Here is a 16,608-nt window from a genome sequence, read left to right as displayed (position 1 = left end):
AGGACCTCATCCGAGATAAAGGGACAGCGAGACGAGGAAGCTGCGGGGGGCGCCGACGGTCACGTGCCGCGCGGGCAAGAGGTCGGGCGCCGCGCCCCGGGTGAAGCTCGACGGGTAGACGAACTCGCCGTCGAACCAGGCCGCGTCGAGGAGGTTGTAGACGTCGAGCCCGAGCTCGACGCGGTGGTAGCGGACGTGCGCCGTCACGTCGGTGAGGAGCGCGTCGCGCCCGAGCTCCCCGTACGGCAGGGGGCGGCCGTGGAGCAGCGTGACGCCGGCGCCGGCGCGGGCCTCGAGGCGCCGGCCGAAGAGCGCGCCGAGGCGCGGCGTCGCGGCGAGATCGGCGCGCGCGACGACCTGCGGCACGAACGGGAGGAGATCGCCCGCGGCGTAGCGCCCGCCGGGAGCGGTGAAGGCGGCCCGGGTGTACGTCATGCCGACGCTCGACACGAGCCACGGCGCGGGGCGCGCCACCGCGTCGAAGGCCACCCCGGTGCGGGCCGTGGCGGGGACGGGCTCGTTGCGGCCGGTCGCCTCGTCGAAGACGAGATCGTCGGTGAGGCGCGTGTGGAACAGCGCGACCGACGCGCGCACGAGCTCGTCCGCGTAGCGGAGCCCGGCCTCGGCCGAGAGCGCGCGCGTGAACGGGGTCCGCTCGCCGTCGCCGAGGCTGCGCGCCTGGGGCGAGCGGAACCCCTGGCCCACGCTGGCGAGGGCGCGCAGCCCGGGGAGCAGCGCCACGTCGACCGTGCCCTTGCCGCCCACGTGGATGCCCTGCGCGCTGCGCGCCTGCGCGCCCTCGCCGGCGTGGTCGACGACCTGGTACGCGAGCCCGTCGGCGCGCACCCCGCCGCGCACCGTGACCCGCCGCGCGGGCCGGATCGACACGTCGAGGTAGCCGGCGAGGTCGGTCGCGCGGACCTTCGCGTCGACGAGCGTCGCGGTCGGCCGGCCGTCGACCGCGGCGAGGCGCCGCTGCGACTGCTCGATCCAGTCGGTGCGCGCGATGACGCCCGCCTCGAGCGCGTCGCGATCCGAGAGCAGCGGGAACCTGAGCCGGTACGAGGCGGTCGCGCCCGCGGTGATCGCCTCGTTGAGCTGCTGGGTGGCGTCGCCGGAGGTCGGGTCCTCGAGGTAGCCGGTGTAGTTCGAGCGCAGCCGGAGCGAGCGCAGCACGAGGAACGGCGCGAGCGAGAGGCCCTCGCCGCGGGCGGCGTCGGCGCCCGCGCCGCGCAGGTCCACGACGAGCTGCGCGCGCGACGAGTCGCCGCCCTGATCCGGGTCGTACGAGGCGAAGCGGTCGACCTTGCCCGCCTCGAGGTCGTCGAGGCGCAGGACGCCGGCGGAGGCGAAGCGCGAGGCGAACGCCGAGGCCATCACGCGCGCGCGGACGCCCGCGACGGGCTCGTAGACGCCCTGCGCGACGGCCGAGGTCCGGCTGGCGGCGCGGGCGGGGCCGAAGCCGTCGGTCGCGTACGCCTCGAACGCGGCGAACGTGGTCTCGTCGGCGCCCTCGGGGTGGTAGGCGAGGAAGAGCCGGCGGGCGCCGAACGAGCCGGCGGACGCGGTCGCGGTGATCCCCGGCTCGTCGTAGCCGAGCTCGAGGCGCACGCTGCCGGCGACGGCGAAGTCGCCCTGGCGCGGGTCGTACGACCCGGGTTGCGCGCGGAGCTCGCGGATCACCTCGGGCATGACGAAGTGGAGATCGGCGTAGCCCTGCCCGTGGACGTTGGACACCTCGTTGACCGGCGCGCCCGCGACCCAGATCTCGAGGTCCTGCCCGTGGACCGCGTCGAAGCCGCGGAAGAAGATCTGGTGCGCCTTGCCCTCGCCGCCGTGCTGGGCGGCGAACACGCCCGGCACGAGCTGCAGCACGTCGCTCGCGGTGCGGTGGGGCGCCGCCCTCACCTCGGCCCGCTCCCGCACCGCCTCCGAGGCGCTGCGCGGCGGCGCCGCGCCCTGCACCACGACCGAGACCGGCGCGGCGCCGACGGCCGCGCCCGGGCCAGCGCCGCCGTCCGGCGCCGCGGCCGAGGTCTCCGCCGCCGGCGAGGCCTCGGCGGCTGCCACGGGCGGCGGCGGGGGGGCCGCGCCGTCGCCGGCGCGCGCCGGCGCGGCGGCCGTGGTGATAAGAAGCGGCGCGAGCGCCGTGCGCAGGGAGAGGGTCACAGCGGGACCGTCCGTAGCACGATTTGGAGAGATCGTGCTACGGAATGGATGCGCTCGCTCGTCTGGAACGGCGTCGGCGTGCCTGCTCGGGCTCGGGCGACGGGCGCGGGGCGCCCGCGGCGTTCATGATCGCGGGCCGCCGGGCCCCGCGTCGGGGCGCTCGGAGGTTATTTTTCGACGCCCGCTCGATTCGTGCGCTCCGGCGGATCGCGACGGCGATCGCGACAAGATGTCGCATTCAGGTTGGTGACGACGCGGCCTATCGTTGCGCGCGTCGTTGTTCCTCAGGAGGACTCTCATGAAACGCGGTCTTCATGCATTACGGCTCTTGTTCCCGCTGGCCGGGGCGGCGCTCTCGCTTACGGCGTGCGGCGGCGGCGAAGGTGGGGTGAACCCCGTCGATGGCACATCGACCTCGACGGGCGTCGGCGGCGACGGCGGCGCCGGCGACGGTGGGCGCGGCGGGGCCGGCGGCGAGGGAGGGACCGGCGAAGGGGGGACCGGCGAGGCAGGCGGCGGGGGCGGGGACACCGACGCGGCGATCGCCGTCGAGCTGGCGTTCGAGGGCCGCGTCAACGACGAGGTGTTCTCCTGCAGCGACACGTACGCTGTCGGCGCCGCGGCGACGGACGTGAAGCTCAACGACTTCCGCCTGTACATCCACGATGTACGCCTGCACCGCGCGGACGGCGAGAAGGTGCCGCTCACGCTCGAACAGGACGGGAAGTGGCAGCTCGAGAACATCGTGCTCCTCGATTTCGAGGACAAGTCCGGGAGCTGCGCCAACGGGACGCAAGAGACGAACGCGCGCGTGCTCGGGACGGTTCCGGCCGGGGACTACGACGGGCTGTCGTTCAAGCTGGGCGTCCCGTTCGAGCGGAACCACGGCGACGCCTCGGTCGCGCCGTCGCCGCTCAACCTGACCGGGCTGTTCTGGAGCTGGAATCACGGGTACAAGTTCCTGCGCATCGACAGCGTCCCGGAGCAGGGCGGGGACCCCTTCATCATTCACGTCGGGAGCACCGGCTGCGTCGCCGGCGACGGCGGCGAGGTGACCGCGTGCGATCGCCCCAACGTGGCCGAGATCGTCTTCGAGGGCATCGACCCGCTCGCGACGAAGGTGCTCGTCGACTATGGGGCGCTCGTCGCGGACACCGACGTGTCGGCGAACGCGGGCGGCACGCCGGGCTGCATGTCCGACGCGACGGATCCCGACTGCCCGCCGCTGTTCACCCACCTCGGCATCGACGTCACCGACGGCTCGCCGCGCCCCGAGCAGCAGTCGTTCTTCAGGATAGAATAGGAGCCATGACGATGACCGCACTGGTGACCGCGCTCCGCCGCGCCGCGCTCTCCTCTGTCCTGGCCGCGCTGGCGGCCCTCGCCTGTGCCTGCGGCGACGGCGAGGGCACGCCGGGCGCTGGCGGGACTTCGGGGGAGGGCGCCGGCGGCCAGGGCGGGGGCGACGGGGGAAGCGACGGGGGCGGCGGTGGCGGCGACGCGGGCGCGTTCGCGTGGGGGCTGCCGCCGGGCTTCCCGGTGCCGAAGGTCCCCGAGGACAACCCGATGTCGTCGGCCAAGGTCGAGCTCGGCAGGCGGCTGTTCTACGACAGGCGCCTGTCCGGCAACGGCACGTACTCCTGCGGCTCGTGCCATGTCCAGGAGCTCGCGTTCACCGACGGCCTCGCGACCGCGAAGGGCTCGACCGAGCAGTTCCACGTGCGCGGCTCGATGAGCCTGGCCAACGTCGCTTACCTGACGACGCTGACGTGGGGAAATCCGCTGCTCGACTCGCTCGAGGAGCAGGCGCTCCTCCCCATGTTCGGCGAGACGCCGGTCGAGCTCGGGCTCGCGGGCATGGAAGAGGAGCTGTTCCAGCGGCTCCGGGACGAGCCGCTGTACCAGGAGCTCTTCCCCGCGGCCTTCCCCGGCGACGAGGACCCCATCCGCCTCGACACCATCACGAAGGCGATCGCGGCGTTCGAGCGGTCGCTGCTCTCGTACCGCTCGCCCTACGACCGGTACCGCTACGACGGCGACCCTTCGGGGATGTCGGAGGCGGCGCTGCGCGGCATGGATCTCTTCTTCTCCGAGAAGCTCGAGTGCTTCCACTGCCACGGCGGCTTCAACCTGTCGGACTCGGTGCAGCACGACGGGACCACCTTCACGGAGGTGATGTTCCACAACACGGGTCTCTACAACATCGGCGGGAGCGGCGCTTACCCGGAGGGCAACGCCGGGGTCTACGAGATCTCGGGCAACGAGGTGGACATGGGCCGGTTCCGCGCGCCCACGCTGCGCAACATCGCCCTCACGGCGCCGTACATGCACGACGGCAGCATCGAGACGCTCGAGGAGGTGCTCGACCATTACGCCGCCGGAGGGCGCACGATCGAGGAAGGCCCCAACGCCGGCGTGGGGAGCAAGAACAAGTTCAAGAGCGAGCTCATCACCGGGTTCGATCTCACCGAAGAGGAGAAAGCAGACGTGATTGCCTTCCTGGAGAGCTTGACGGACGATGAGTTTCTGACGGACCCGCGCCACGCGGATCCGTGGGCGGAGGCGCCGTGAGCCGGACACCCCTCCTTCACCGGGCGATCCTCGTCCCCGCGCTGGCGGCGCTCGCGTCGGCCGCGATGTACGTCGGGGCCTGCGGTCACGGCGACGACCACGACCATGACGACACGTCGGCCGTGCCGGAGCTGGCCGACGTCATCTTCGAGGGGGGCGCGACCGACGAGGCGCTGGTCGCGCTGCTCGCGGCCGACCCGAAGGACGAGCCGTCGCAGGGGACGGTGTTCGACGCGCCCGAGGACGGCGCGGCGGTCTCCGGCGACGCCGCGCCGGCGCTGACCTTCCACGTCGCGGGCGCGGCGCGGTGGACGGCCCCGGGGGCCGCGCCGGCGCTCGGCTTCGCGGGCGCTCGGCCAGGCGTGCCGGCGGCGGGGGCGCCGGCGGCGGGGGCGTCGCCGTGGGCGGAGCTCGGCGCGCTCCTCGGGCCGGTGCGCGCGGCGCGGGCGCACGGGACGCCGATCAACGGGCGCGCCTACTTCCTGGTCTTCTCGACCGCAGAGCGCGAGGGGCTGCTCCGGGTGTTCACGATGAAGCTGAGCTACACGCCGGACGCGGCGGCGTGGGACAAGCTCCGCGCCGCCGGCGGGCCGATCACCGTCAGCGTGCTCAACGCGGTGTTCGAGAACAACCGCATCGTGCAGGGCGGCGGGCCGTTCACGGGCGAGCCGGTCACGTTCTCCGTCGCGCCCTGAGGGCATCGCGCCGCGCGCCGCGCGTCGCCAGCAGCGCGGCGCGACGGCCGCTGCGGCCCTCCGCGGGAGCGCTCGTGGAGGCTCAGGGCGAGCGAGGGAAGATGAGCACGTACGCGCCCGGCGCGGGGTTGAAGAGCACCGTCTCGTCCGGGTGCGCCTCCCGGTCGAAATGGGGATACCAGGGCAGCGCCCGCCAGGACTCCGAGTCCTTGATGAACTCGCGCACGATGAGATCGAGCTCCACGTACTTCCCGCCGGTCGCCGCGGAGAGCTCCGGTCCGAAGCTCCAGCGCTCGCGCCCGGGGCGCGGGGCGACGTCGTTGTGGAGCGCCCCGCCGTAGGCGATCACCATCTTGCCGGCGGCGTCCTCGCGGCCGAGCAGCGCCTTCGCCTCGGCGGCGGTCAGGCGCGCGATCATCTCCAGCATGGCCGTCACCGCGTCCGGCCCCGCGCGCACGATGGCGTCGTACTCCTGGCAGGAGGGCGCGAGCAGGTGCGGGCGGATGCCGAGCCGCTTCGCCTCGCTGCCGAGCGCGAGGAACTCTCCCTGGTTGCCCGCCGACTGCGTCTGGGTGACCGCCTTCTGCTCCTCTTCGACCCGCGCCACCCGTGCTTTCTTGCAGCGCGGATCCACCGCCCAGAGCTCGACGATGAGGTCCGAGGCGCGGCCGGCGAGCGCCGGCAGAAGGAGCTCGGTGAAGCGCCGGGTCGCCGAGGGGACGCCCTCCGTGCCTTGCTGGGCGTGCGCCTCGCCCACCGCGAGCACGCGCGGGCCGCTCTGCAGAACGTGGGCGAAGGCCTGGGCCGGCGCATCGAAGGCGAGGCAGCCGAGCGCGCCGCAGGGCGCCGGGGCAGCGGAGGCGGGGGCCGTGGCCGCCGTGGCCGCCGTGGCCGAGGCAGCGGGGCCGGAGGCCTGCGGGGCCGGCGGCGGGGCGGCGGACGGCGCGCTCGGGCCGACGGCGACGGCGCTCGCGGCGCCCGCGGAGGGAGCGCCGCCGCCGGCCGGCGCGCCGCAGGCCGCGAGCAGGGCCGCGGCCACCAGGGAGGTTCGCGGGGTTCGCATGCGGGCATCTTAGCCGGGCTCGGAGATCCGCTGCGCGCCGGGCCGCTCCGGAGCAGCCGAGCGGCTCCTCGGCCCGGGCCGCGGCCCCCCGGCGGCCTCGCGAGGGCTACCAAGAGCCAGGGCGATGACCCATGGATCGCGGGGCGTGACGTGATGATCGAGGGAGCCTCGTGTCCAAACGAAGCAAACACCGTGGGCGAGCGAGCTCGATGGGACATCGCGGGCGCGACCGCGCGGCGCGAGAGCTCCATGACGAGATCGCTCGGCGCTCGGCAGAGGACGCGCGCAGCGCGCACGGAGAGGGGGGATCTTCAATCATGACCATGAGGATGAGCGGGCGGACGGAGCACGAAGCGAGCTCAGGACACGCGGAGTCCGCGATCGCCAACAGCCTGGAGCAGGTGCGCGACATCCTGTGCGGCGCCCAGCTCCGCGAGCTCGCTCGCCGGCTCGCGCACACCGACGCTCAGGTCGCCGCCCAGGCGGAGGAGCTACGGCTCGAGGCGCGACGCCGCCTCGACGTGCTGGAGGCGCACGTGCGCAGGGAGCTCGAGGCGCTCGCCGCGTCGCTCGAGGCCCAGCGCGCGGCCGGCGCCGGCGCGCTCGGCAGCGTGGCGCGCGACGCGCGGGAGGGGCTCGAGCTGCTCGAGCAGCGGGTCCAGCGGCTGGAAGATCTCGTGGCGCGCACGCAGCGGGAGCTCCGGCAACAGCTGCTCGACCAGTCCAAATCGTTCCTCGACGAGGCGCGGCGCACGCGGAGCGAGCTCTGCGCGATGGTCGAGCGCGAGCTCGCCGTCCTGTGGACCGACGGCGCCGACGCGGCCCAGCCGGACGCGCCGGCGCGGGAGGGGCCCGCGGAGTCGGAGCGCTACCAGAAGGCGGCCCCCCGCTCGGACGAAGCCGCGTGAGGCGCCCGCGCCGCTCTGGCGAGCGGCGCGGGCGTGGAGGGCCGGAGACGAACGATGGGACAGCCGAGAGCGCGTCGCGGGCCGCCCCCGCCGGTCAACAAGACGCTCGAAGACCTCCGCCCCCTGCTCGTGGGCCCCGAGCAGCGCCGGATCCGGCGGCTCGAGGAGCGGCTCGACCAGTCGATGGCCGAGATGGTCGCCGGGGCGCTGCCCGAGGCGGTGGTCGAGAGCCGCAAGAAGGGCGAGGCGCTCTCGTGGGCGCTGGATCCGCTCATCACCAGCGCGATCCACGAGCGCGTGCGCCGGGATCCGGGGTCGTTCGCGGACGCGATCTCCCCCGCCATGGGGCCGGCCATCCGCAAGGCCGTGGCCTGCGCCCTCCGGGGGATGATCCAGCGCCTCAACGAGGCGCTCGCCCTCGGCCTGTCCTGGGAGAGCCTGCGCTGGCGCCTGGAGGCGCGGCGCACCGGGCGCCCCTTCGCGGAGGTGGTGCTGCTCCGCGCGATGGTCTACCGGACAGAGCAGCTCTTCCTGGTCCACCGCGGGACGGGGATCGTCCTCGAGCACGTGAGCGCCGAGGACATCCCCTACAGGGATCCCGATCAGGTCTCCGCGATGCTCACCGCCATCGACGCGTTCGCCCACGACGCGTTCCGGACCGACGCGCGGCTCCAGCGCTTCTGCGTGGGCGATCTCACCGGGTGGGTCGAGCACGGACCGTCGGCCCTCCTCGTGGCCATCGTGCGCGGCGTGGCGCCGCAGGCGTACGGGACCGTCCTCTGCGAGACGCTCGAGCGCGTGCACCTGACGTACGGGGACGAGCTCGCCGGTTTCCGCGGCGATCGGTCGCCGTTCTCCGGCACCCGCGAGCTGCTCTCGACCTGCCTCCACCAGCAGCGCAAGCCGGTCCCGCGCGGGAGCAGGCCCGCGCTCGCGGCGGCCGCCGTGCTCGTCGCGATCGCCGCGACCGCCCTCGCCGTCCGGACGCGCGCCTCGTGGGAGGACCAGCGCCGCTTCGCCGGATGGGCCGAGGCGCTGCGGCGCGAGCCCGGCCTCATGGTGACCGCGGCGGAGCGGCGCGGGGGCGAGGTCGCGTTCTCGGGCCTGCGCGATCCGCTCGCCGAGGACCCGCGGGCGGTGATCGAGCGCGCCGGCCCCGCGCGCACGCCGGTGACGCTGCGCTTCGAGCCGTTCTACTCGCTCGATCCGCAGATCGTCGAGCGCCGGGCGGCGCGGGCGCTGGAGCCGCCGCCGGGCGTCGCCCTCTCGCTGCGCGGCGGCGTCGTGGTGGCCAGCGGGGTCGCGCCCGAGCGCTGGATCGAGCGCGCGCGCTGGACGGCGGCGGTGCTGCCGGGCGTCTCGGGGTTCGACGGCGCGCGCCTCACGGCCCAGGAGGCGATCGAGCGGGCGCGCGCCGCGGCGCGATCGCTCGAGGGGATCGAGCTCCTCTTCCGCCGCGGCGCCGCCCGGCTCGCCGCCGAGCAGCGCGCGCGCGCCGCCGAGGCCGCGGCCGCGGCCGCGCGGGAGATCGCGCTCGCGCGCGAGGCCGGCATGACCGCCGAGATCCGCGTGGTCGGCTACGCGGATCCGGTCGGATCGGAGGCGTCGAACCGGGCGCTCAGCCTGGCCCGCGCGGAGCACGTCGCGGCCGAGCTCATCGCGCGCGGCGTCCCGGCCGAGCGGCTGCGGGCGAGCGGCGGCGGACTGCGCGGCGGCCTCGCGCCCGCGCCGTGCCCCGGGGGAGCGGCGGGTGCCGGGTGCGTCGTCGGCGGCGCGGACGAGCGGCGCGCGCGCAGCGTGATCTTCCTTGTGGACCTGCGCCCATCGATCAAGGAATGAGCCATGGGGGAGAAGCGCAAGGTCTGCGTGCTGGGCGCCACGGGGGTCGGCAAGACAAGCCTCGTCGCCCGCTTCGTGCGCAGCATCTTCTCCGAGGCTTACCGGACGACCATCGGCGTGACGATCGAGACGCGGCGCGTGAGGTGCGATGATCGCGAGCTCGATCTCATCCTCTGGGACCTGAGCGGAGAGGACGAGTTCCAGGACGTCCAGATATCGTATGTGCGCGGCTCCGCGGGCTTGCTCCTCGTCATCGACGGCACGCGGCGCCGCACCGTGGAGACGGGGCTCCGCCTCCACGCCGCCGCGCGGGCGATCGCCGGGGAGCTCCCGTCGGTCGCCGTCCTGAACAAGGCCGATCTCACGGCGGCGTGGGAGATCGACGAGGCCGCCGAGGCCAGGCTGAGGAGGGCGGGCCTCTGGGTCACGAGGACGAGCGCCAAGACCGGGGCCGGGGTCGAGGGCGCGTTCAGCGCGCTCGCGTGCGCGATGCTGGCGAGCGAGGCGCCCGTGTGGCGGGGCTGATGGACATGGACACCCGGATCCTCTCGGTGCTGGACAAGCTCGTGCTCGAGCGCGTGCGCGACGGCGCCTTCGTCGTCCGCGGCGAGCCGCCGCCCTGGTTCCTGCGGCTCGGGATCGCGCCGCCGTGGCGCGATACGCCGCTCCGGATCGACCGCGCGCTGCCGTTCCTGGAGGTGTTCCTCCCCGAGGCGGAGCGGGCCTGGTCCGCGGACGGAGCGCCGAGCGTGCACTCCGACGGCTGGACGCAGATGACCGAGGACGACGAGGCGCTGCACCTCGAGGCCACGGCGCTCTGCGTGGGCCCGTCGCGGCTGCTCGTGATCACCCGGAACGACGCGCTGTTCCACGAGCGCCGCCGCGTCCTCCAGCGGGCGCGGGAGCTGCGCCTCGTGCACGAGGCGCTGTCGCGCGAGATCGAGCGGAAGGACGTCCTCGTCCACTGCGTCGTTCACGATCTCTCCGGCCCGCTGAACAGCCTCCTCGGCGCCCTGTCGCTGCTGCAAGAACAGCCGCTCCCGGAGAAGTGCGGCGCGCTCGCCGAGGTCGCGCTGAAGGCCGCCCTGCGGCAGCGCGAGCTCATCCGGGAGATCCTCGACATCTTCGCCGCCGAGGGGGCCTCGCTCGGCCCTCCCGGCGGCGATCTCGCCGAGGTGGCGGACCTGCGCGGCGCCGTCGCGCAGGTCGTCGAGGCGCTGCTGCCCATGGCGCGCAGCCGCGGCGTTCGCCTGGAGGGGCCTCCGGAGACCGGCGGGGGACCGCCGTGCCGCGTCGTCGGCGAGGAGCGCCGGCTTGCGCGCGTGGTCTCCAACCTCGTCGAGAACGCGCTCCGCTTCACGCCCGCGCGCGGGGCGGTGCGGGTGCTCGTGCGCGACGAGCCCGGATGGGCGCGCGTGACGGTCGAGGACGAGGGGCCGGGCGTCTCGCCCGCCATCGCCCCTCACCTGTTCCAGAAGTTCGCGCACGGCCGCGATCCGGAGGCGGGCAGCGGCCTCGGGCTCTACGGCGCGCGGATCGCGGCGGAGCGGTGGGGCGGGGCCATCGGGTACGAGGCGCGGCCGGAAGGAGGGGCGAGGTTCTGGCTTCGGCTGCGGCGCGTCGGCGCGCCGGGCGAGGCGAGGGGCAGAGGGGCCCAGGGAGAGACGTAAAGGGAGTGATGCCATGGCCAAGCTCTTGCTGGTCGACGATGATTCGGGGACGCTCGCGTGGATGGCCGAGGCGCTGGAGGGCGCGGCCTACGACGTCAGGACGGTGCGCGGCGGCGGCGCGGCGCTGGAGCTCCTCCGCACCTGGACGCCGGACCTCATCCTCGCCGACTTCTTGATGCCCGAGATGGATGGCTTCGCCTTCAACCGGCTCGTGCAGTCGCGCGAGCGGGTGCCCGTGATGCTCGTCTCCGTCGTGAACAAGCCGGCGGAGGCGATCCTGCGGGGGGTCGCCGGCTACGTGCGGAAGCCCGTCACCGCGGCGGAGCTCCGCGCCGCGGTCGAGCGCGTGCTCGGCGCCGTCGAGGGGGTCACCCTCCTCGTCGTGGACGACGACGCGGACATCCGGGCGTGCTACCGGCTGATCCTCGAGCCGCGCTTCACCGTGATCGAGGCCGAGGACGGGCGCGCCGCGCTCGATCTGCTCTCGCGCGAGCCCGTGGCGCTGGCGATCGTGGACGTGCACATGCCCGTCATGAACGGGGTGGAGCTCATCCGCGCGATGCGCGAGGACGCGAGGTTCTGCACGATCCCGGTCGTGGTGCAGACGAGCGACCGGGCGGCGGCGCGCGCGCCCGTGTGGACCGACCTGCACGTGGCGCAGACGATCCTGAAGGACGAGTTCCTGGACTGGCTCATGACCCAGATCGACGCGCACCTCGCGCCGGCGCCGCCGCGCGAGGCCGAGCGCGCGTGGCCGGCCGTGAGCCGCTAGAGCGCCGATCGGCTTGGAACGCCCGAGAATGAAGAGATTTGAACCACAGAGGGCACAGAGGGGAGAGATGAAATAGGAATTTTTATTTCTCTCCCCTCTGTGCCCTCTGTGGTTCATTTTTCTCGCGGCTTCAACTCGTTAAAATCACGTGAGCTCCGCCCCGAGCGTCAAATGGTCGCTCGGGCGGAGGCGCCAAACAAGCTCCGGTGGCACGCTTGGCAAGCCTCTTCATCACGTTTAGAGTCCGGCGTAGCTCCTGGGCTCGAGGAGGGGATTCCATGCGGAAACACCGCCTGACAGGCGTGTCTGCGTCGATCGCTGCGACCATGGGCGCCGGCGAGGTCTGCTCCTCAAGGACGGTTGGACTCTGGCGTAACGACGTCCGCGGCTGTAGCCCTGCCGAGTGAGCCGGCTGTGACGGTCTCCATCCCGGCGCCGGGCGCCGTCAGCCCGGCGTCCACTGCGGGTTCGCCGTGAACAGCCCGGAGCCGATGCTGATGTCGTAGGCGAGGAACAGGCCGAAGCCCACGCTGAGCAGGGCCGCGGCCGCGCCGAGCGCGCGGTGCATCCCGCCGAAGCGCGCGCTCGTGTACGCGAACGGCACGGCCAGCATCCCGGTGATCAGCATCATCCCGGCGATCGTGCCCGCGCCGAACAGCGCGATGTACCCGAGCCCCCACCGCGGATCGTGCACCGTGGTCAGCACGAGGAGCGCGACCGCCGCGGAGCCGGCCACCCCGTGCACCACGCCGATGAGCAGCGGCCGGAGGCTCACGTAGAGGCGCGACCCGCCGAACACGCGGTCCGCCCAGCCGACGCCGTGGCGGTGGCCGTCGTGGTGCTCCGCCGCCTGCGCCTGCGGCTCGCCCCGCCGGACCGCCCGGTAGATCCGCAGGAGGTGGTACGCGCCGAGGCCGATCAGCATCAGCGCGACCGTGAGCTCCATGGCCAGGCCGACGTGCGGCGGCACCACCAGCCCGAACAGGAGGATGCCGCCGCCGATGAGCATCAGCGTGACGGTGTGGCCCAGCCCCCACATCGCGCCGATCAGCAGCGCCACCCCGAGGCTCCGGACGCGGCTCACGATCGTCGCCACCGCGATCACGTGGTCCGCGTCGGTCGCATGGCGGATGCCGAGGGAGAAGCCGAGGAGCAGCAGCGGAAACGCCGAGGCGATCATGGCTCGCTTCGTAGCACGGACCGCGCTCCCCGTGCCACGGCGGCGTGATTGACGGGCTCTCGGTCACGCCGGCCCCGCGCCGCGCCGGCATCGCGCATCGCGCGCCGCGCCCGATCGATCGGCCCTGTCCGGCCGGCAGCGCTTCGCGGGCAGATCCGGTGAAGAATGTCCTCTCGACCCGATTCAAGAAAGCAGGCTCGTCGATCGTGTCGCGACGCCGCGGCGACACCCGATCAGCGCAGCCTCGAGGCGTGCTCGACGATTCGCAACCCTCACAACCCTCGTCCCACGGAGCGTCGCTTTCAGCGTGGTTCGAGGAATCCAGATCCCTTGTACGAACGCCCGGTCCACGCGACCACCGACGTCGTCTCCTCCTGTCCCCTCATGTCAGTTGGCGTGGTCTCGACTCAGCGCGTCGATGGCCTGTTGCATCCAGACCGCGTCCTCTTCGGCTTGCTTGAGGCCGTGCCTCATCTGCTCGCGCAGCACCCCCGTGGTCTCGCGGATGCCCCGCCGAAAGACCTCGGCTGCACGCTCGTGGACGACCTTGAGCCACGGGGCCAGGGCGCGCTTGTCGAGCGGGCCGGGAGCGTCCAGGACGGTGATGCAGGCCTCGATGGCCTCGCGCATGGCACGGGATTCGAGCGCGTCGGCGAAGGCGGAGAACTGGAGCAGCGACTCTCGCAGCGCAGCGCGACCGGTCGATGAGACTCTCTCTGTCATGGCCGCGCTCAGCCTACCACCTGGGCGACGCCTCCGCCCGTGCGCGCGCTGCGATTGCGCGCCTCAGCGCAGGTGGGATCGGCCCGCCGTCTCCAGCAACATCGCGAGCACGAGCGGGTCGCCGAGGCCGTGCTCTGCGCCCATGTGCGCGCGGAGGCGCGCGAGGCGCGCAGCGTCCTCCAGAAACAGCGGCTCGTCGAGCCGGGCCGCCGCCTCGCGCAGGATGCCCTCGCGCTCGGCGAGCAGCGCGGCCGCGCCGCTCGGATCGCCTCGCCCGACGCGGGCGGCGGCCTCGGCCAGCGACTCGCCCGCGGCGAAGCCCTGAAGAGTCCGCGTCATCGAGGCGTCGACGGACGCCGCGCTCGCCGCGTCGCTGTCCGCATAGCCCACCTCGACGGGGATCTCCTCGATCACGTTCTTCCTGGAGAGCCGGTCCTTGTACTTGAGCTCGACGGTCGCCAGCGCGCGCTTCCCCGTGCCGGGCTCGGCGCTCAGCTTGAGCAGCAGGGCGTGGCGGTCATCGCGGGCGAACATCGGCATGAAGAAGCGCAGGCCGCCCTCGGCGTCGTCGCGCCGGTCGACCGCGATCCGGTCCCGCGACAGGGCGGCGAGGTCGGCCGCGATCTCCTGGGCGCGGACGCGGGAGGCCTCGGCGTCGTTCAGCCGGCGCGAGCCGTAGACGCGGAGCAGGTCGACGCCGCGCTTCAGGCGCACGCGCACCTCGACCGCGGTCGCCACCGGGTCGAGGCGCTTGTCGAGCTCGGTCGAGAGCGCCGGCGCGATCTGCTCGGGGTGCCGCAGGTAGTAGTAGCCGCCGGCCCCGTCGCTCGCGATCGCGCTCATGAGCTGGCCGTCGTAGTCGTCGCCGAGCCCGAGCGCGCTCGTCTGGACGCCGCGCTGGAACGCGTCGAGGGCGAGCCGCGCGAGCCGCTCGCCGTGCGTGAGGCCGCTGGTCGCGCGGCCGTCGGAGACGAGCAGCACCACGCGCACGGCGTCCTCGGGGATGTCGGGCCGGTTCGCCTGCGCGTAGCCCAGCGCGAGCCCCGCGCCGATGTTCGTGCCGCCGCCCTCGCGGATCCCCTCGATGAGGCCGCGGATCGCCGCGCGGCGCGGGCCGACCGGGCCGTCCTGGATCAGCACCTCGGCGTCGCTCGAGAAGGTGGTGAGCGAGAAGTCGTCGGTGGGCGCGAGGCGGTCGACGAGCGCCTGCGCCGCGCGGCGGGCGCTCTCGATCGGCGCGCCGGCCATCGAGCCGCTCGTGTCGAGCACGAGGTGCACCGAGAGGTGCGGCCGCGCCGCCGCGGCCGCGGCGGAGGAGCGGAGCGCGAGGCGCAGGTGGACGGCGCCGCCGCCCGGCCCGAGCGCGGCGCGCTCCAGGTCGGTGCGCAGGCCGAGCGCCTTGCCGGGGCCGAGCGGGACCTCCGGGGCGTAGCGGGCACCGACGTCGCTGACGAGCTCGCGCTCCGCCTCGGGCACGACGCCGCGCGCGAGGGCGGCCTCGAAGGCGGCGAGGTGGCCGCCCCCGGGCCGGTACGTGGTGGCGAAGCGGCCGTTCGGATCGAGGGGGACCTCGGCCTCCGGGGCGTACGCGGCCGCGCCCGGCGGCGCGGCGCCGGCGCGCCCGTGGCCGCTGCCGAACCCCTGGCCCGACCCGGCGCCCGCGCCGTGCCCGATCGTCCCGATGGCGCCGAGCCCCATTCCCTCTTCGCGGCCACCGTCGCCCAGGCCGTGGAGGGGGAGGCCGGCGCCGCCCGCGCCCGTGGGCGCGGCGGGCTGGCCCCAGGGCTGGCCCCGCGCCCACGGCGGCGCGCTCGGCTGGCCGCCGGCCCCGGCGTTGAGCAGGCCGATCATCCCGAACTCGGCGGCGTCGCGCAGCGCCTCCCGCGGCGTCGCGTACGGCGCTGGGCCGTCGCTCGGGCCGGCCACCCCCCACCGGTTCCCGGTCGCCATCGCGCGCGCGGGCGCGCCGCCCATGGATCCCTCCTCGCCCTTCGCCCTCGCCCCCGTCCCGCCCTCCTTCGCGTCCGCGCTCGGCTCGCCCTCCTGCTCGATTGCGGCGCGCAGCTCGCGCGCGTCCGCGGAGGCGAGGTACTGCTGCACGAGCGCGATCCGGTCCGCGCTCATGCCGGGGAACGGGTCTCCGGGGGCAGGGGGCGGAGCCCACCGCGCCAGCGCGCCGAGCAGGCCGAGGTGCAGGGCCGCGGAGGCGGCGTGGAGGGCGAGGCTCTTCCAGCTCACGAGCGACCGGCGCGCGCGCTCGCCCGCGGCGGCGTCGGCGGCGACCTGGATCCGCACGCCCGCGATCTCGACGTCCACGCGGGCGTGGGCGGGGAGGGGCACGAGCACCGCGCCTTCGACGTCGGCGAGGTCCGGCCGGGTCGCGCCGGCGTGCCGCGCCCGCGCGTCGGCGGCGGACAGGGGCGCGCCGCCCAGGGCGAGCGTTCCGGTCGCGGCGCCGAGCAGGACGAAGCGGACGCGCCCCGCGGGGTCGACGTCGAGGAGGGGCGCGCGCCGCGCGCCGAGCACGCGCCCGGGGAGGAAGAGATCGCACGGGCGCCCGTCGGCGCGCCCCTCGCCGACGTCGAAGGCGCGGGGCGGCGCGAGGTGCTGGACGAAGAGGACGGTCGTGCCCCACGAGACGAGGATCTCCACGGAGCGCACCGCGGTCTCCGCGGCCTCGCCGGGGCTCGCCGCGTCCGGTGGCTCCGCGGCCGTGGGGTTCGCGTGGGTGGTGGCGGCGGCGCCGCCCGCGGCGTCCGATGGGTTCGCGCTGGGCATGGATCTCCCCTGTGCGCCGCGCGGAGCGGCGCGCTCATGTCGTCAGAAATCCGGCAGCAGGCGCGCGGATCCGCGCCCTCCGGGCGACGCGCTCGGCCCCTCCGGCCGGCGGTCCGTCGTGCCAGCGACAGACAGCGGCGCCGGGGGGAGGTTCCGGCGGCGAGGGGGGACGGGCGTCGCTCGGCGGGAGTGCGCCGCGGGCGGCGGTCGGCGAGGGCGGCGCGGCGCGCGGGCATGCTG

Annotated in this window: 13 protein-coding genes; 8 read left to right on the top strand and 5 right to left on the bottom strand. The window is 74.6% G+C overall.

Going from position 1 to position 16,608, the window contains the following annotated elements; all coding sequences use genetic code 11:
- Window positions 1-6: 6 nt before the first annotated feature.
- The gene (locus tag WMF33_RS34535) at window positions 7-2,169 is read right to left on the bottom strand and encodes a TonB-dependent receptor (RefSeq protein ID WP_437332612.1); all 2,163 of its coding nucleotides are present in this window, start codon (window positions 2,167-2,169) and stop codon (window positions 7-9) included.
- A gap of 298 nt (window positions 2,170-2,467) precedes the next feature.
- Here WMF33_RS34535 and WMF33_RS34530 point away from each other — a divergent pair, with 298 nt between their 5' ends.
- From WMF33_RS34530 to WMF33_RS34520, 3 genes are read left to right on the top strand one after another with little or no spacing between them, the layout of a single operon-like run.
- Complete coding sequence (locus tag WMF33_RS34530; protein WP_437332611.1) at window positions 2,468-3,472, top strand: MbnP family copper-binding protein; 1,005 nt, start codon at window positions 2,468-2,470, stop codon at window positions 3,470-3,472.
- Between the two features lie 5 nt (window positions 3,473-3,477).
- The gene (locus tag WMF33_RS34525) at window positions 3,478-4,740 is read left to right on the top strand and encodes an MbnH family di-heme enzyme (protein WP_437332610.1); all 1,263 of its coding nucleotides are present in this window, start codon (window positions 3,478-3,480) and stop codon (window positions 4,738-4,740) included.
- Window positions 4,737-5,435 (top strand): hypothetical protein, encoded by a 699-nt coding sequence (locus tag WMF33_RS34520; protein ID WP_437332609.1) that lies wholly within the window; start codon window positions 4,737-4,739, stop codon window positions 5,433-5,435. Before WMF33_RS34525 ends, WMF33_RS34520 begins: the two co-directional genes overlap by 4 nt.
- A gap of 82 nt (window positions 5,436-5,517) precedes the next feature.
- On the opposite strand, the gene WMF33_RS34515 is transcribed toward WMF33_RS34520, so the two are convergent.
- Window positions 5,518-6,498, bottom strand: coding sequence for a hypothetical protein (locus WMF33_RS34515; protein WP_437332608.1), 981 nt, complete (start codon window positions 6,496-6,498; stop codon window positions 5,518-5,520).
- Window positions 6,499-6,815: 317 nt separating this feature from the next.
- On the opposite strand from WMF33_RS34515, the gene WMF33_RS34510 reads away from it, so the two are divergent.
- From WMF33_RS34510 to WMF33_RS34490, 5 genes are read left to right on the top strand one after another with little or no spacing between them, the layout of a single operon-like run.
- Window positions 6,816-7,406: a hypothetical protein gene (locus WMF33_RS34510; protein ID WP_437332607.1), complete on the top strand. Its 591-nt coding sequence runs from the start codon at window positions 6,816-6,818 to the stop codon at window positions 7,404-7,406.
- Window positions 7,407-7,460: 54 nt separating this feature from the next.
- On the top strand, window positions 7,461-9,245 hold the full coding sequence (locus tag WMF33_RS34505; protein ID WP_437332606.1) for an OmpA family protein: 1,785 nt from the start codon (window positions 7,461-7,463) through the stop codon (window positions 9,243-9,245).
- Window positions 9,246-9,248: 3 nt separating this feature from the next.
- On the top strand, window positions 9,249-9,770 hold the full coding sequence (locus WMF33_RS34500) for a Rab family GTPase (RefSeq protein ID WP_437332605.1): 522 nt from the start codon (window positions 9,249-9,251) through the stop codon (window positions 9,768-9,770).
- Complete coding sequence (locus WMF33_RS34495; protein WP_437332604.1) at window positions 9,770-10,915, top strand: sensor histidine kinase; 1,146 nt, start codon at window positions 9,770-9,772, stop codon at window positions 10,913-10,915. Before WMF33_RS34500 ends, WMF33_RS34495 begins: the two co-directional genes overlap by 1 nt.
- Window positions 10,916-10,928: 13 nt before the next feature.
- The gene (locus WMF33_RS34490; protein WP_061627995.1) at window positions 10,929-11,687 is read left to right on the top strand and encodes a response regulator; all 759 of its coding nucleotides are present in this window, start codon (window positions 10,929-10,931) and stop codon (window positions 11,685-11,687) included.
- A gap of 445 nt (window positions 11,688-12,132) precedes the next feature.
- Here the strand turns inward: WMF33_RS34490 and WMF33_RS34485 are convergent, their stop codons facing one another.
- The 3 genes from WMF33_RS34485 to WMF33_RS34475 all read right to left on the bottom strand — a co-directional run bounded on the left by WMF33_RS34485 (window position 12,133) and on the right by WMF33_RS34475 (window position 16,368).
- Window positions 12,133-12,867: a high-affinity nickel-transport family protein gene (locus WMF33_RS34485; RefSeq protein WP_437332603.1), complete on the bottom strand. Its 735-nt coding sequence runs from the start codon at window positions 12,865-12,867 to the stop codon at window positions 12,133-12,135.
- A gap of 387 nt (window positions 12,868-13,254) precedes the next feature.
- Window positions 13,255-13,590 carry a hypothetical protein gene (locus tag WMF33_RS34480; protein WP_020738821.1) on the bottom strand — a complete coding sequence of 112 codons (336 nt, stop codon included), beginning with the start codon at window positions 13,588-13,590 and terminating at the stop codon, window positions 13,255-13,257.
- Between the two features lie 63 nt (window positions 13,591-13,653).
- Window positions 13,654-16,368, bottom strand: coding sequence for a vWA domain-containing protein (locus WMF33_RS34475; RefSeq protein ID WP_437332602.1), 2,715 nt, complete (start codon window positions 16,366-16,368; stop codon window positions 13,654-13,656).
- Between the last annotated feature and the right edge of the window lie 240 nt (window positions 16,369-16,608).

The sequence above is a fragment of the Sorangium sp. So ce394 genome, assembly GCF_051474665.1.
GTDB classification, from domain to species: Bacteria; Myxococcota_A; Polyangia; order Polyangiales; family Polyangiaceae; genus Sorangium; species Sorangium cellulosum_D.
Note: the sequence above shows the minus strand (reverse complement) of the source record. Positions and strands in the feature narration are given on the sequence as shown.